Origin of the sequence: Pseudoalteromonas sp. UBA6610 (assembly GCF_002433295.1) — a bacterium.
GTDB classification, from domain to species: domain Bacteria; phylum Pseudomonadota; class Gammaproteobacteria; order Enterobacterales; family Alteromonadaceae; genus Pseudoalteromonas; species Pseudoalteromonas atlantica.
Genome location: NZ_DJHW01000022.1, coordinates 1 through 16,582, shown reverse-complemented (window position 1 = coordinate 16,582; position 16,582 = coordinate 1). Strand labels below are relative to the sequence as shown.

The window sequence follows — 16,582 nt, the reverse complement described above, 5'->3', positions numbered from 1 at the left end:
TTTGTGCATTTTGCTATTTACTGGCAGCAACCCAACGTTTAATTTTTTCCTCTAAAATAGGCATCGGCAAGGCACCATCAATCAATATTTGCGTATGAAACGCTTTAATATCAAACTTATCACCTAACTCTTTTTTAGAGTAGTCACGTAATTGTTGAATTTTAAATTGCCCCAATTTGTACGACAGTGCTTGGCCAGGCCATGCAATATAACGCTCAACTTCTGCTATCACATCGCTTTTAGCCATTGACGAATTGGCCAGCATGTAATCGATACCTTGCTGTCGAGTCCAGCCTTTTGCATGAAAGCCTGTATCAAGCACTAAGCGCATTGCTCTAAGTTGCTCATCGGCCAAACGCCCGTACCACATATAAGGGTCGGTAAATAAACCCAGCTCTTTTCCTAGGCTTTCTGCGTACAACGCCCAGCCCTCTGCAAATACCGTGTAGCCGCCAAATTTTCTAAAATCTGGAAGGCCATCTATTTCTTGCTGTAAAGCAATTTGAAAGTGATGGCCTGGCGCGGCTTCGTGTATAGAGAGTGTTTCTAATAAAAATTTTGGCTGCGCTTTTAAGTTATAAGTATTGATGTAAAAAATACCTGGTCGAGAGCCATCAGGTGCCGGCGCTGCATAAGATGCACCCGCTGCAGATTGAGCTCGATAAGGTTCAACCGCTTTTACAACATAAGGGGCTTTAGGCGCAACATCGAACAATAAAGGGACGCGCGCATCTATTTTTTGTTTTATATCTTCATATGCTGCAATTAATGCCTCTGGCGTATCGTAATAAAATTGGTCCGAATCACGTAAGTGCTGAAAAAATTCATCCAAGGTGCCGTTAAAACTTACCTCGTGTTTTACTTTTTTCATCTGACTTAAAATACGCGAAACTTCACTTAAACCAATCTCATGTATTTCATCTGCAGAAAGGCTCAACGTGGTATTTTTTTTAATTTGATATTCATACCAAGCTTTACCATTAGGCAAGTCACTATAACCTACCGTTTCTCGGCTTTGAGGAATGTATTGATTGGCTAAAAAGTCGCTCATACTTTTATATGCAGGCACTAATTGCTGCATAATAAGTGCTTTATATTGCGCCGTTATTTGCTGCTTTTGCTGTGCAGTAAATGAGGCTGGTAAGTTTTTAATTGGCCCCCAAAATAACGAATCCTCTGCATTTTTAACCACATGCGCAGCAAATTGTGGCTGAAGCTTTTTAGCTAATGGTTTTGGTAAGGTAATGCCCGCTTTAATCCCTTTCGCCATCGCGCACTCTACACTGCTGAGCCAGGAAATAAAGCCTTCGCTTCGTTTTATAAAATGATTGTAATCTTCTACGGTATTAAATGGCTGCGCACTTTGCCCCGAGCCAAAACCTGCAAAGGTATTATGCGCTCCCGCCATTTGGTTAATAGGCAGCATATAGCTTGGAAATTGCATTCCCTCTAAATTAAGTGCTAGGTCTCTTTGTAATATTTCATAGCTGAGTAACGCTTGCCCTGTTAACTGCGACTTATCAATAAGTGTTAAACGTTGTTGATACTTTTTGTAAAACGCGGCTTTTTTTGCCCTATTCTTTTGGGTAATAGCGGGGGTAAACTTATCATTAAATTCACTGCGACCACTATAAGTTGCATTAATAGGTTTAAAGCTGAGTAACTCGTTGTAGTACTGTGCTACAAGTACATCTAATTGCTGCTCATAAGAGAGCTCTGAAACAATAGCCGCAGGTGCGCTTGACGTGTTTAGCTGTGCACTATTGCCAGTGTTATTACTGGTTTGTGTGTTCATACAGCCACTTAAAGCAAACATAACGCCACTGGCAACTAAGGCTAATTTAATTGATTTCATGGTAATCCTTTTTAGTATCGTCAGCCGATTATGCGCACTTAACCTGCGTTAATAAAGAAATTACGATAAGTGGCGATTAACCTATTATATTTACACTTTTATATTAGGTTGTTACATTTCAATTAATTAAACCGCCACCAGAAGAAAAAACAATGAAAAAAAAGCTACTCAGTGCCTCCGTTGCACTTATGTGTTTAGGAAGCTTTAACGCGCAAGCCCTTACTTATATATCTGCTAAAGCCATGGTAGATGTACAACTGGCGAGGTTATTCAATCGCCGCTGATCACCATTGATAATGGGGTGATCACTAACGTTGCACAAAACAAAAAGCCGAGCATGAGCAAAAACGATCAGCATATTGATTTACCCGAGCTCACTTTAATGCCGGGCCTTATGGATATGCATGTACATTTGACCAGCGACCCTACGGTATCTCGAAGTGAGCGTTTAAGTCAGTCGGTACCGCGCATGGCCATTAAAGCCGCGCACTTTGCTAAAAAAACATTACTTGCTGGTTTTACAACCCTCAGAAATGTAGGGGCCGAGGGCTATAGCGTGATTGCAGTGCGTGATGGTATTAACGCCGGAGATATTGTAGGCCCGCGTATTTGGGCAGCTGGCCCTTCGCTTGGGATCACAGGCGGACATTGCGATAATAACCGTTTACCACCAGAGCTAAAATACACTTCAACAGGGGTAGCCGATGGCCCATGGGCTGCACGTGTAAAAGTACGAGAAAACATAAAGTATGGCGCTAATGCCATTAAGTTTTGCGCCACGGGGGGCGTTTTTTCTAAAGGGACAAAAGTGGGTGTACAGCAGTATTCATTTGAAGAAATGAAAGCCATTGTAGATGAAGCCCACATGCGTGATTTACCTGTAGCCGCTCATGCACATGGCACAAGTGGTATTAAAACAGCTATAAAAGCCGGCGTAGATAGTATTGAACATGCCAGCTTTTTAGATGATGAAGCCATCGCACTTGCTAAAAAACATGGCACGTGGTTATCAATGGACATTTATAATACAGAATACACACTGAGTTTTGGTGAGCAAAATGGGGTAGATGAAGAAAACCTCAATAAAGAACGCCAAGTGTCTAAAAAGCAGCGCGACAGCTTTAACCGCGCAGTAAAAGCCGGTGTAAATATGGTATTTGGTACCGATGCTGCTATTTACCCTCATGGCGATAATGCAAAACAATTTAGCCGTATGGTTAAATTTGGCATGAGCGAATTACAAGCAATACAAGCTGCCACCATTAACAGTGCAAAGCTATTAAAAATGGATAATAAACTGGGTCAGCTAAAGTCAGGGTTTGCAGCCGACATTATTGCCGTAAAAGGTAATCCACTTAAAAATATCTCTGTGCTTGAGCGCATTCCTTTTGTTATGAAAGCAGGCGTTGTTTATAAAAAATAGTCACTAATTAATGTATTATTTTACAAAAGCATGAAAGCTTACACTTTCATGCTTTTTATTTACCGCATTAATTTAACCTTAAATTTACTTTTTAGAACAATAACTCACCTACTACGCAATTAATTTCACTTTTTTAGAATTTTTTATTCACTTAACGAATAATAACTATTACTATTCGCAAACTTTATGGAATGCGAATAATTATCAATATGAAAAAGTTCAAATACTCTCTTGTTACACTTGCGTGTTTAAACGCATCATTAGCGGTTGCTGCAACAACGGCTGAAAAAGACATTGAGCGCATCAGCGTTTACGAAAAGCAAAACCAAGTTGTAATGAGCTCAGGCCTTGCAACTAAATCAGACATGTCTTTAATGGAAACACCGGCACCGGTTGTTATTATTGACCGTGAACTTATAGAGTCACAAGGTGTAGATAGCCTACAAGAGCTTGTACGTAATGTAAGTGGTTTAACTCAAGCCGGTAATAACTACGGTATAGGCGACAATTTAGTCATTCGTGGTCTTGATGCTAATTACACTTACGATGGTATGTATGGCGGTGCAGGCTTAGGTAATACATTTAACCCAACTCGTTCACTCACTAATGTTGAGTCGGTTGAAGTACTTAAAGGCCCTGCTACCGGTTTATATGGTATAGGCAGTGCTGGTGGTGTTATAAATCTGATTGAAAAAAAGCCTGAGTTTGAAGAAAAACATAAAATATCTGCCGAACTTGGCCAATGGGATAGTTATTCACTTGCCTTTGATAGCACCAATGCGATTACCGATGACCTAGCGTATCGCGTAATGGCTAAAACGGCCTCAAGCGATGGCTTTCGTGATTTAAAAGAAGACCGCGACGAAATTTATACCTCGCTTAAATACATACTAAGTGACAAGCAAGATATCATGCTCTCTGCTGCCTATATTAAAGACTCAATTGCAGTAGATTCTATTGGCCACCCTATTCGAATTTATAATGCAGAAACCGCCAATGGTTTAACTGCAGGTGAAGTAACTGGCGAAGATTTAGTAAATGACCCATCTGGTAATGGTGTTCAATTAACTGCGGCTCAACAAACACAATTGGCACAGTCGCTTTCATCAACCGATGGCCTTACCCCGTACGATTTTGGTACTAACGGTATTATCTCTCCTATGGCGGATGATAATGAAGGTGAAGAGCTTCGCTTTAAGCTAACCCATAATTACTTTATTACAGATGATTTATTTTTAAATCAGCAGTTACAGTACCGTAACTACACATCAAGCTTTGCTCGTCAAACAGGTGCGTTTAATTATGTGTATTCAACACGCGATGGCATTATAAATAACGACCCGCGTGCCCCGTTAGTTGAAGACGGTGTGCTTTACCCGTTTGCAGCGCGACGCCAAGAATACCGCCAAGTAGAAGCTGATGAAAAGTCATGGCAGTATTTCTTAGATTTGCGCTATGACTTTATGTTAGGCGACGTGGATAACGAATTACTGGTTAATGCAAACTACGAAGACAGAGACATTCGCTTTAAACAGTATTCTATTTACGATGCAGACAAAGTTATTTACGACAGCGAAGGAAATGTACTTTACCAAGGCACGCTGCCATATATTTATGATATGCGCTCGCCAAATTGGCCAACAGGCAGTTTTGATGACTACGACCCGCTAAAAACAAGTGACTACAACAAAAAAGTACAAGCGTGGGGCTTAGGTATTCAACACGTAGGCTATATTACTGAGCAGCTTACAACTCGAGTTGGTGTTGCTTATAATCGCATTAAGCAAACATATGAGCACTATGGTGTAGATGAGCGTTATAGCTCAAGCCGCGCTGAGCCAACGCCTGAAGCAAACACATCAGACAGTGGCTTAACTTATAACTTAGGCGCAACGTATCAGCCTACTGAAAACTTTTCCGTGTTTATTAACCACGCTAAAGGCCGTACTGCCTACAGTGTATTAGGCTCAGTAGCAGGTACAGAGGCCGACCGTGAAGACTCTGAGTCTATCAGTAACGATTTAGGCTTTAGATTTAAAGCATTTGATGATCAGCTTTTAGCATCACTGGTAGTATTTGAAAGCGCGCGTACAAACCTTGAATACACAAACCCACTGTATGAAGCCGGAGTGTCTGGGCCTGATGTAGTAGAAAGCTACTACGATGGTGAAGAGCAAACCAAAGGCGTTGAACTCGATTTAAATGCGCACTTAAACGAGCAATGGAAAGTAAATGTAAACGGCGTATACCAAGATGCCCGCGATAAATCTAATCCAAATAGCAGCAGTTACGATACGCGCCAAAAAGGCGTACCGTATGTAACGGCAAGTACGTGGGTTACCTACTACGCCGATATGTTTAACCTACCTGAGGCTATTAACATAAGTGGCGGTATTACTTTTGTAGATAACAGAAGCACTAACTCAAGCTCATTTAGTATTCCTGATGGCTATGTACCAAGCTACACGGTGTACGACGCAGCAGTTTCGTACACCACTGATAAGTGGCACATGCAGCTTAATTTAAACAATTTGTTTAATAAAAAGTACTACTCTAAAGCCATGTTTTTAGGTGGTATGCCAGGCGAAGAGCGCAACGCTAAGCTCAGCTTTAGCTACACACTTTAACCCTGCCTAAGCAATTAATTTACTCCTACTAAAAGTAGGAGTAAATTAAACCTAATCTTGATTTAATACTCTACAAAAGATACCAGGCTAAACGTTGCTATAATTTATAAGCGTGCTAGCATTACTTTCTGAATTTACTGAAACTTAAAAAGCTATGAGTCTATCTGAAAAAAACTTAGCCTTTGTTATGCACTGTGGTGAAATGGGCAGCCGTTGGGGTTTCAATCGTACGATTGGCCAAATGTGCGGTTTGCTGATCATCACCAAAGAGCCCATGACCGCAAATGAGATTGCCGATGCGCTAAGTATCTCGCGTGGCAATGTAAGCATGGGAATTAAAGAGCTCCAGTCATGGCAATTAATTAAAGTGCATCATATCCCTGGTGATCGTAAAGAATATTACGCCCCAGCGGGTGAAATTTGGGATATGGCTAATCGCGTATTTGAAGAGCGTAAAAAGCGTGAAATAGATCCTACCCTAAGTTTGCTGCGTGATAACCTTTTAGACGAAGCAAACAACGAAGAAGAGCGCTATGCACAAAAGCAAATGGGCGAAATCCACAACTTACTCGAAACGGTTACTAAGTGGTCTTCAGAATTACAACGCTTAAGCCCAGAGCAACTTAATAAGTTAATGAAGCTTGGTTCAGGAATTGGCAAGGTTATCGATTTAAAAGATAAAATATTTAAAAAAGAACATGATTAAACAAATAAAAAAAGCCGCTTAGCGGCTTTTTTTATTACACAACAGCGTATAAATTATATTTTTGGATACCCAATTCTATCTGATAGATAGCCCACGCTGGTGGCAAAGTAATATGAGCGGTTCCAGTGCATAAACACTTTGTAGTTATCGTACGCTAAGTACATACGCCCATTAATGTCATCGGGCATTACCAGTGCAGCGCGTACATCAACATTAGGTAAGTCAGACCCGTCAGCTTTGCGTACACCCAGTGCTTGCCAGTCTGCAAGCGAGCGCTCTGAGTCGTTCCAATATTCTAACCATTGCTTACGTGTTTTAGTGCCACGTTTTAGCACGTATTTACTGTCAAAATTTTCAGGTAATTTTACCTGGCGACCCCAAGTTAGTGAGTCATTCCAACCTTCTTGTTTTAAATAATTGGCAATAGATGCAAATGCATCCTCTTTTGTGGTCCAAATATCTTTACGGCCGTCGTTATTGTAATCAACAGCGTAGGCGTTAAAAGAGGTAGGCATAAACTGAGTTTGCCCCATTGCTCCAGCCCAAGAGCCTTTAAATTTATCAAGCGTAATATGGCCTGACTTTAAAATATCTAATGCTGCCCAAAGCTGGCGCTTATAAAGTGCTTCACGACGACCATCAAAGGCAAGCGTCACTAGCGATGAAATAACATTATGGCCACCTTGTATTGTGCCAAAGTTACTTTCAAGGCCCCATAATGCCACTATAAAGCGTGCTTGTACGCCAAACTCTTTTGCAACTTGTTCCAATACATCTTTATTTTCTGCGTAGAGTTTACGTGCACGATCAATTTTCCATTGCGGTACACGTTTTGGTAAGTAGGTTTCGAGGGTTTCTTTAACCTCTGGCTGGTTTTTATCAGCAGATACTACTTTTTCTTTGTATGAGGCAGTCGCAAATGCATCATCTATTAACTTGCTATCGTACCCTTTAGCAATGGCCTCTTGTTTTAAGTCACTTAAATAAGTTTGAAATTCGGCCTGCGTTTTAGCAACTACAGAGCCACTTAAACACACTGAGCATAAAATTACGGCTAACTTTTTAATCACTATCAACTCCGTTTTCTTTTCGTAATTGGCTAAGTAAATTTTCTTCCGGCGGTGGAATTTGCAAATAGTAACCCTTGTCTGGGTCAGCTAACGCTGCTTTTACTGTTTCAAGGTCGGCACCGCCTAAATGATCACGCTTTGCTAAATTGATAATCATTACATAAATAGGTTGACCAAACATAGCCAGTAAAGGTTCAGGCACTTTACTAAAATCATCTCTTTTTTCAACAAATAAGAAGGTATCCGCTTTTTTCTTACTTTTATATACCGCAGTGAGCATAATGGCCCTATTTAATCTTGCTTAACATTGCCGCACACTATAACATGAGAGTAATAATAAGTTAGAAAAATTAGATTAGAAATTTCATTAAAGGCCTTATTCAGCCTACGTTTATCTAAAAATTAATTTCTAATCAGACAAATCAATTGAGCGTGTATGTCGGAACAAATTTTTGAGCTAAAAGGGAACCTTTTCACGTTGTCAGTATTGCATCTTTATAGCACTGATATCGCCCTTCTAGCAGAACAGTTGTATGTAAAAATAGCCCAAGCTCCTCGTTTTTTTGAAGGAGCGCCTATTGTTGTTAATTTAGAAGAAATTAAAAACAGCTCACTTGATTTTGTACATTTAAAATCTCTCATTGAGCGTATGAGCTTTAATGCTGTAGGTGTTTGTAATGGCTCAGATGAGCAACACACGCAAGCTAAAGCCGCTGGCCTTTCTGTACTAAATTACTCGCAAGATGCTAAAAGTGCACCCGTTAAACAAGAGGCGCCAAATACCTCTATTGTTGAAAAAAACGTGTACCTACCTGCGCAAGTAATTAATGGCACGGTACGCTCAGGGCAGCAAGTTTATGCAAAAGACAGAGACTTAATTGTACTTGGTGCAGTTAGCCATGGTGCAGAAGTAATAGCCGATGGTAATGTGCATATTTATGGCACCTTACGCGGGCGTGCTATTGCAGGTGCAAAAGGGATTAAAGACGCCTGCATTTATTGCCAAAAGCTCGAAGCCGAATTGGTTTCAATTGATGGCAATTACTGGATCAGCGACTCATTACAAGGTGAGCACTGGGGCAATGCAGTACAAATACAACAAAAAAACGAATCATTAGAAATTTCAGCTTTGGTTAAAGGATAAATCTCATGGCAAAAGTAATTGTCGTTACCTCTGGTAAAGGCGGTGTTGGTAAAACAACATCAAGTGCTGCAATAGGCACCGGTTTAGCTTTAAAAGGCTATAAAACAGTTATTATCGATTTTGATATTGGCTTACGTAATCTAGATTTAATTATGGGGTGTGAGCGCCGCGTAGTATACGATTTTGTAAACGTAATAAACGGCGAAGCCAACCTAAATCAAGCGCTTATTAAAGATAAACGCGTTGAAAAATTATTTTTACTACCCGCATCACAAACACGTGATAAAGATGCCCTTACCCGCGAAGGCGTAGAGCGCGTTTTAAACGAACTAAAAGAAGACTTTGACTACATTGTGTGTGATTCACCTGCAGGTATTGAAGCCGGCGCAATGATGGCCATGTACTTTGCTGATGAAGCAATTGTGACAACAAACCCTGAAGTATCTTCGGTTCGAGATTCAGACAGAATTTTAGGTATTTTACACAGCAAATCAAAACGTGCTGAAGAAGGCCTAGAAAATATTAAAGAACACTTATTATTAACACGCTACAACCCTGAGCGAGTTGAAAAAGGTGAAATGTTATCGGTAGAAGATGTTAAAGATATTCTGTCGATTCCTTTACTTGGTGTTATCCCTGAGTCGCAAGCGGTATTAAGTGCTTCTAATTCAGGCCAACCAGTAATACTTGATGGTGATTCAGATGCAGGGCAAGCATACGCTGATGCAATCAATCGCTTACTCGGTGAAACAGTCGATTTTCGCTTCTTAGATGTTGAGAAAAAAGGCTTATTTAAACGGATTTTTGGAGGTTAATGTGTCTTTACTTGACTACTTCCGCTCAGAAAAGAAAAATAGCGCGTCATTAGCAAAAGAGCGATTGCAGATCATTGTCGCGCACGAGCGTTCGCAACGCGGAACACCGGATTACTTACCACAATTAAAACAAGATATTTTAGATGTGATCCGTAAGTACGTAAATGTAAACACTGATGCAGTGCAGGTACAGTTTGATCAAAACGAAGATGATTTAGCGGTACTTGAGCTCAACGTGACATTACCTGACGAAGAAAAAAAGTAGCACAACTAAAAGCGGCATTTTAAATGCCGCTTTTTGCTTTGCACACTCACTACACGTATGTGGTGCATTGTGTTGTGTTTTAAATTTAAAAGTTTACACGTAAACCAAGTAAAAACTCATGGCTTGCTGCACTGTCAATTTTAAAGCCATCAGTAAATGCATCTTGCCCCGTTTGCACATCACCAAATTCAATGTATTGATACTCAGTGTATAACGACATAGTTTTAGTTATTTGATAGTTAACCCCTGCACCAATATTCCATGTAAATTCAGTTGAATCGTCATCAGCATACGCATCGTAATAGCCATCAACATTTCCATCGAATGCGTCAAAGGCGCTAATGCCTGCACCACCTAATTTTGCAGAATAGCTGTTATCGGCAACCCCTAACCCCGCTTTAATATAAGGCGTAAACGCGGTACTGTTATCAAAATCGTAAAAGCCTTCAATTGTATAAGTGGTAGTTTTTAAATCCCCCTTTAATACATACTGCTCACCTTCGCGTGCACCCACGCCAACTTTTGTATCGCTATAGTCAGTATCATGATAGCTAATACGCGCCTCTACTCTAAATTGAGGATTGAACTGATAACCTAAACCAATACTGCCTACACTGCCCTCACCGGCATCAAATTCAGATGGAAAATCACTATCTACGGCAATATTGTTACCAATGGCTTGAGAGTCATTTGCTTGCGAACTATAGCCTACATGTGCAGTTCCATAAAATCCCTCTGCACTAGCTAAAGTAGGCGTGGTACACGCTAAAGCAATTGCGGCAACTATAGTTTTTTGTAATGTGTTCATTGTTATTCCTGATTTTTTTATCAACCAAATTATTGGACTGTAAGGCTAGTGTTGAATTCGCAGTTAATATAACTTTTAGATACACAAGCGAATAGATACAATAACGGCACAATACAATTCCGACTTTCAGAACAATGATTAACTATTTACGACACATGGCTATTTTTGCCAAAGTGGTTGCTGGCGGTTCATTTCGTATTGCAGCTAAGGAGCTTGGCATAGCACCTTCACGTGTTAGCCATAGTGTTTCTAACTTAGAACAGTTTTTAGGCGTCACTTTATTACATAGAACAACCCGTAAATTGTCGCTTACCCCTGAAGGTGAAAAATTTTACGCCCACGTAGAAAACATAACAAAACACGCAGAGGCAGGTTTGAACGAGATTAACTCTGTGGGTGATGAGCCTATAGGGTCTTTAAAAATATCGCTGCCCGCCTTTTTAGCAAGCTCCGAAATTTCAGCCGCGATAGCAGAATTTGTGCAAACCTACCCAAAAGTGAACTTGTCTCTTAATTACACAGACCAAGTAATAAATATAATGGATGAAGGACTCGATTTAAGTATTCGAGTTGGCTGGCTAGAAGACAGCTCACTCATGGCGCGTAAAATTGGAGAGAGTAAACGCTTTTTAGTTGCCTCAAGTAAGTACGCGAGTAAGCATCAACCCCCTACGCACCCAAACGATTTAAAACAGTGGGATTGGGTTCATTTTAGTATGCGCGGCAGCACTGTAGATTTTACCTCTCCAAATGGCGAAGTGGTGTGTATTTGTGAAAAGTCGCGCGTAAATGTAAATAGTGCGCTTGCAATAAGTCACTTTGTATCTGAAAACTTGGGTCTTGGCATATTGCCCGAAAACCTAGTAAAAAAACAATTAGCACGAGAAGAGTTCATTCACATTTTACCTAACTGGCAACTCAAGCCGCTTGGTTACTATGCGGTATGGCCAAATAATGCACGCAGAGAAAACCTAACACTATTATTAGTGCGCTTTTTAGCTAAGCGCGGTTTAATAACCGCAGAGGATTAAGCGAGTACCCCTTAAGTGAATATGTTATTATGAGCCCATTACTTTGCTTTATGCCTGCTATTACTTTGCTATGTTAAATCACGCTTCTTGTTTTACTTTATTTGATTGCTCTGTAGATTCTATACCGCTTCCAGATAAATTTACGTTTCCTTTTTACTACCAACCTCATCCGTTATCTGTTTTAGCCGCAACACAATTGCAGCAGCAACTTGAAACGCATTTACCGTATAACGAAAATGACAGCAGTAATACAGCAACGAATGATGGCAAAATGTTTGGTGTACTGGTTGTACAAAACCAGCAACAACAACTTGGCTTTTTAGCGGCGTATTCAGGCCAGCTTGAAAATTTAAATACCGATATAAAATGCGTGCCTAATGTATCTACAATGGCACTGGAAGATGTGAGTTATTTAAAAGAAAGTAAAATAATTAACGAAATAAATGCGCAAATACATGCCCTAGAAAATGCAAGTACATTGAATAAATTAACAGCGTCATTAAATGCCGATAAAGCCGCGTTTGATCAGCAGTTACACGCTCAACAAAGCGTAATGCAAGCCAATAGAAAAACACGTAAAAAGGCGCGCAGTGCACTTGCAATTGAGCAAAGCCAAGCGATAACGCCTGAGCAACAAGCAAGCTTGAATGAATTGGCCAAACAAAGCATAGAAGATAAAAAATACTATCAAAGCATAAAAGATCACTGGCATGATAAAATAACTCAGCAACAGCAGGCGCTTAATGCCCTACACGACGAAATAAAACAGTTAAAAAAACGCCGTAAAGTTTTATCTAAAAACTTACAAAAGCAAGTGTTTGCGCAGTACCAGTTTTTAAATGCAGAGCATGAAGTTAAAGATCTCAATGCCATATTTTCAGCATTGCCAGAGCATACTCCGCCATCAGGTGCGGGAGATTGCGCTGCGCCCAAGCTATTACAATACGCTTACCTTAATAATTTAAAGCCAGTGGCTATGGCTGAGTTTTGGTGGGGGGGCGCACCTAAATCGGCAATACGCCAACATAAAAACTATTACCCTTCTTGCTACAGTAAGTGCCAACCTATTTTATCGCACATGTTAAAAGGCCTCAGCATAGAAGATAACCCGCTACTCGTTAACCCTGCTGAAGGTAAAACGCTGCCGATTGTCTATCAAGACGATGATATTGTTATTGTAAACAAGCCCAGCGAGTTTTTATCTGTACCAGGTGTCAATATTGAAGATTCTGTGTATTTACGTATTCAAACGCAATTTCCGCACGCTACAGGCCCGTTAATTGTGCACAGACTAGATATGTCTACATCAGGTTTATTAGTGGTGGCGCTCAATAAACGAGCCCACAAAGCACTACAAAAGCAATTTATTGCCCGCACCATTGATAAACGTTACATTGCGCTGGTTGATGGTATTGTGCCCAAGGACAGTGGCAAGATAGAGCTGCCCTTGAGACTTGATTTTGACGATAAGCCACGCCAGCTTGTTTGTTATAAAAACGGCAAACCCGCACTTACTACATGGCAGGTGCTTGAACGAAAAAACAATATTACACGTCTACAGCTCTACCCTAAAACGGGCCGCACTCACCAGTTAAGAGTACACTGCGCTCATCACTTAGGGCTTAATATGCCTATTATTGGTGACACACATTACGGTAAAAAAGCCAACAGGTTACACTTACATGCCGAGTATTTGGCGCTAGATCACCCCATTACACATAAGCGTTTAACGTTCAGCGTAGCGCCCGATTTTTAATACCAATTCGCATAATTAAGTGATCTATTTTGAGGATGAAAAAACGTGTTGATAGCAAGGCAAAAAAATCGCTATTTAGTTGTTCTAAATGAGAATTTTTTAACGCAGATAGCGACACGTTTAGCCCCTAAAAATGATTAAATATTATTGCGAATTGGTATAACATAGCCTGTTAGCTTAAAAAGTGGGTTTAATTATCCCACTCTTTAAGTGCGTCTTTAACAAAACTGTAGCGCCAAGAATTAAGTAAATCAGGTTTAATATGATTTACCTTTTGCTCATCGGTGAGTTTCCAATTCCAGCTAATAAGCTGATTAATTTGCTTTTTAGAGGCCATTACATCCTCTGGTATACCCTGCTCTTTTGCCACTTTAGTGATTTTTTGCTTAATATCTTTAGCTACTTTTTTATAAGCCGGAAAATCAATTAAACGTTTAAGCACAGGCGGATGCTCATCAACCGGGAGTGCTTTGGCCTTTTCAATACACTTTAGTATTTCAACTCCAGAGCGGTTTACTTCCATCGACTCAACACCCGGAATTTGTCTTAGCGTATTTAAGCTCGAAGGCCCACGTTTAGCAATTTCCGTCATGTTGTGCTCTTTAAGCACAAAATTAAGCGCTAAATTTTTACGAATAGCTTTATTACGACGCCATACGGCTAATTCTTTTAATACCGCGAGCTCGTGCGGTTTTAGTTGCCATGCGTTTTTTATATCTTTGTAAAGCAGCTCATCTGGGGTTTGAAAGGCGCGTTTATTTGCAATTAACTCGCTCTCATTTATTACAATATCAAATAGCTCAGCTTTGTTTATACGCTCAATTATTAGTTCAAAACAAGGCAGTAAATGAAACGTATCAGCGGCTGCATAATCGAGCTGCTTTTTAGTTAATGGGCGCTGTAGCCAATTAGTTCGCGATTCACTTTTGTCTATTTCTATGCCTAATAGCTCTTTTACCATTAGCGCAAAGCCCATACAGTTGCCTTCGCCTAAAAGCTGAAGAGCAAATTGTGTATCAAACAATGGAGCGGGTACAAAGCCTGCATATTTTTGAAATACTTCAATATCTTCTGAGGGTGAATGCAACACTTTCAGTACTGATGGATCTTGTAATATTTGCCAAAATTCAAATAGCGAGAGTTCAGCAAGTGGATCTATAAGGGCGAGATGCTCGCCATCATATACTTGAATAAGTGCAACTTCAGGGTACAAAGTACGGCGGCGCATAAACTCTGTGTCTATGGCTAAAATAGGCTTGTTTTTTATTTGCTCAACAAAGGTGTTGAGTTGATTTTGTGTTTCGATCAATTGGTATTGCACTTAATCTCCTACAATAAAAAAGCCGGCTAATGCCGGCTTTTTTATAGTTTACTAATCTTTTAGGGCTCTTCTGAGAATTTTACCTACATTTGTTTTAGGTAACTCATCCTTAAACTCAACGAGTTTAGGCACCTTATAATTAGTTAAATTATCACGACAGTGATTTATTATATCTTTTTCAGTTAAAGAAGGGTCTTTTTTAACAACAAAAACTTTAACTTGTTCGCCACTTACATCGTGCGGAATACCAATAGCCGCAACTTCTAGTACGCCGTCGTGCATGGCAACCACTTCTTCTATCTCATTTGGGAACACATTAAAGCCCGATACAATGATCATGTCTTTTTTGCGGTCAACAATATAGAAAAAGCCTTCATCGTCGTATGTGGCAATATCGCCGGTAGCAAACCAGCCATCTTGCAAACATTCTGCGGTTGCATCTGGGCGGTTATAGTAACCTAGCATAACTTGTGGGCCTTTAACCCATAGCTCACCGGGTTCACCTTTTGCCGCTTCTTCACCGTTTTCAAGCATTAGCTTAATTTCGGTATTAGGAGCAGGTAAACCAATAGAGCCATTATAAGCTTCTAAATCGTACGGGCTTACAGTTACAAGCGGTGCACACTCAGTTAAACCGTAACCTTCCATCAATTTAGAATTAGTTACTTTTTGCCATTTTTCGGCTACAGGACGTTGTACCGCCATGCCGCCACCTAATGACATTTTTAAATGACTAAAATCAAGCTCTGCAAACCCTGGTGTATTAAGTAACCCGTTAAACAGGGTATTTACACCGGTAATAGCAGTAAATTTATGCTGATTTAGCTCTTTAACAAAAGCTGGCATATCACGTGGGTTTGTAATTAATACATTCAAACCACCGTATTTCATAAACGTTAAGCAGTTAGCCGTTAACGCAAATATATGATAAAGCGGTAATGCAGTAACAACAACTTCAGTACCACGGTCTAATACTTTATCTAAACAGCCCGATACTTGCTCAAGGTTACCAACCATGTTGCCATGACTTAACATCGCCCCTTTAGATACGCCGGTTGTACCACCTGTATATTGTAAAAAGGCCAGATCAGATAAGCTCATTTCTGGGCGCGTATACTTTGCAGGGTCACCTGCTAACACATCTGAAAACTTAATTGTATTTGGTAGGCTGTAGCTAGGTACCATTTTTTTTATGTATTTAACCACAAAATTAACGATATGCTTTTTAATACCACCCACCATGTCGCCCACTTGGGTAACAACAATGTGTTTTACATCCGTTTTTGCAAGTGCTTTTTCAAGCGTGTCTGCAAAGTTAGCCAATATAAAAATAGCTGACGCGTCAGAGTCTTTTAATTGATGCTCAAGCTCTCGTACTGTGTAAAGTGGGTTTACGTTAACCACCACACACCCTGCACGTAAAATACCTAAAATAGCGATAGGCGTTTGTAACAAGTTAGGCATCATTACGGCAACTTTGTCGCCTTTTTTCAAACCTAAATCATTTTGAATATACGAGGCAACACGTTGTGTCGCTGTATCTATTTCATCATACGATAATGTTTTACCCATATTCGTAAATGCAGGTAAATCTTTGTAATCGGTAAAACTTTTTTCGAACACTTCGAGTAACGAGTTGTAATGCTCAGGATCGATTGTTTCAGGCATACCTTCTGGGTAGCGCTTAAGCCAGATTTTTTCCACTCTTAGCCCCTGTTTATAATTATATTTTTATTAACCTTAATCTAAGTAAGGCACTTT

13 protein-coding genes and 1 pseudogene are annotated in these 16,582 nt (G+C 40.1%); 8 read left to right on the top strand and 6 right to left on the bottom strand.

Translation table 11 applies throughout. From position 1 onward, the window contains the following. Positions 1-13: 13 nt before the first annotated feature. Positions 14-1,855 carry a DUF885 domain-containing protein gene (locus B4F91_RS03045; protein ID WP_286938418.1) on the bottom strand — a complete coding sequence of 614 codons (1,842 nt, stop codon included), beginning with the start codon at positions 1,853-1,855 and terminating at the stop codon, positions 14-16. Positions 1,856-2,007: 152 nt separating this feature from the next. On the opposite strand from B4F91_RS03045, the pseudogene B4F91_RS03040 reads away from it, so the two are divergent. The 3 genes and pseudogenes from B4F91_RS03040 to B4F91_RS03030 all read left to right on the top strand — a co-directional run bounded on the left by B4F91_RS03040 (position 2,008) and on the right by B4F91_RS03030 (position 6,611). Next, positions 2,008-3,278: pseudogene (locus B4F91_RS03040) on the top strand (amidohydrolase family protein). Between the two features lie 209 nt (positions 3,279-3,487). Further along, positions 3,488-5,905 (top strand): TonB-dependent receptor, encoded by a 2,418-nt coding sequence (locus tag B4F91_RS03035; RefSeq protein ID WP_286938420.1) that lies wholly within the window; start codon positions 3,488-3,490, stop codon positions 5,903-5,905. Between the two features lie 154 nt (positions 5,906-6,059). Next, complete coding sequence (locus B4F91_RS03030) at positions 6,060-6,611, top strand: GbsR/MarR family transcriptional regulator (RefSeq protein WP_004586357.1); 552 nt, start codon at positions 6,060-6,062, stop codon at positions 6,609-6,611. A gap of 53 nt (positions 6,612-6,664) precedes the next feature. On the opposite strand, the gene B4F91_RS03025 is transcribed toward B4F91_RS03030, so the two are convergent. After that, positions 6,665-7,681 carry a lytic murein transglycosylase gene (locus B4F91_RS03025; protein ID WP_004586358.1) on the bottom strand — a complete coding sequence of 339 codons (1,017 nt, stop codon included), beginning with the start codon at positions 7,679-7,681 and terminating at the stop codon, positions 6,665-6,667. Next, the gene (locus B4F91_RS03020; protein WP_004586359.1) at positions 7,674-7,961 is read right to left on the bottom strand and encodes a YcgL domain-containing protein; all 288 of its coding nucleotides are present in this window, start codon (positions 7,959-7,961) and stop codon (positions 7,674-7,676) included. The genes B4F91_RS03025 and B4F91_RS03020 overlap by 8 nt, the downstream gene beginning before the upstream one ends. A gap of 156 nt (positions 7,962-8,117) precedes the next feature. On the opposite strand from B4F91_RS03020, the gene minC reads away from it, so the two are divergent. From minC to minE, 3 genes are read left to right on the top strand one after another with little or no spacing between them, the layout of a single operon-like run. Then, a complete protein-coding gene (minC, locus tag B4F91_RS03015; RefSeq protein WP_004586360.1) occupies positions 8,118-8,825 on the top strand; it encodes a septum site-determining protein MinC in 708 nt (235 codons plus the stop codon). A gap of 5 nt (positions 8,826-8,830) precedes the next feature. Further along, positions 8,831-9,640 carry a septum site-determining protein MinD gene (gene minD / locus B4F91_RS03010; RefSeq protein WP_024031716.1) on the top strand — a complete coding sequence of 270 codons (810 nt, stop codon included), beginning with the start codon at positions 8,831-8,833 and terminating at the stop codon, positions 9,638-9,640. Between the two features lies 1 nt (position 9,641). After that, positions 9,642-9,905 carry a cell division topological specificity factor MinE gene (gene minE / locus B4F91_RS03005; RefSeq protein WP_004586362.1) on the top strand — a complete coding sequence of 88 codons (264 nt, stop codon included), beginning with the start codon at positions 9,642-9,644 and terminating at the stop codon, positions 9,903-9,905. An 85-nt stretch (positions 9,906-9,990) separates the two neighbouring features. On the opposite strand, the gene B4F91_RS03000 is transcribed toward minE, so the two are convergent. Further along, on the bottom strand, positions 9,991-10,713 hold the full coding sequence (locus B4F91_RS03000; protein WP_121638528.1) for an outer membrane protein: 723 nt from the start codon (positions 10,711-10,713) through the stop codon (positions 9,991-9,993). A 134-nt stretch (positions 10,714-10,847) separates the two neighbouring features. On the opposite strand from B4F91_RS03000, the gene B4F91_RS02995 reads away from it, so the two are divergent. Further along, positions 10,848-11,744, top strand: a complete 897-nt coding sequence (locus B4F91_RS02995) for a LysR family transcriptional regulator (protein WP_286938423.1) — start codon at positions 10,848-10,850, stop codon at positions 11,742-11,744. A gap of 70 nt (positions 11,745-11,814) precedes the next feature. Further along, positions 11,815-13,500, top strand: a complete 1,686-nt coding sequence (locus B4F91_RS02990; RefSeq protein WP_286938424.1) for an RluA family pseudouridine synthase — start codon at positions 11,815-11,817, stop codon at positions 13,498-13,500. Positions 13,501-13,690: 190 nt separating this feature from the next. On the opposite strand, the gene rnd is transcribed toward B4F91_RS02990, so the two are convergent. Next, on the bottom strand, positions 13,691-14,821 hold the full coding sequence (gene rnd / locus B4F91_RS02985; protein ID WP_096042992.1) for a ribonuclease D: 1,131 nt from the start codon (positions 14,819-14,821) through the stop codon (positions 13,691-13,693). 51 nt (positions 14,822-14,872) lie between these two features. Then, complete coding sequence (fadD, locus tag B4F91_RS02980) at positions 14,873-16,525, bottom strand: long-chain-fatty-acid--CoA ligase FadD (RefSeq protein WP_004586367.1); 1,653 nt, start codon at positions 16,523-16,525, stop codon at positions 14,873-14,875. Positions 16,526-16,582: the final 57 nt, after the last annotated feature.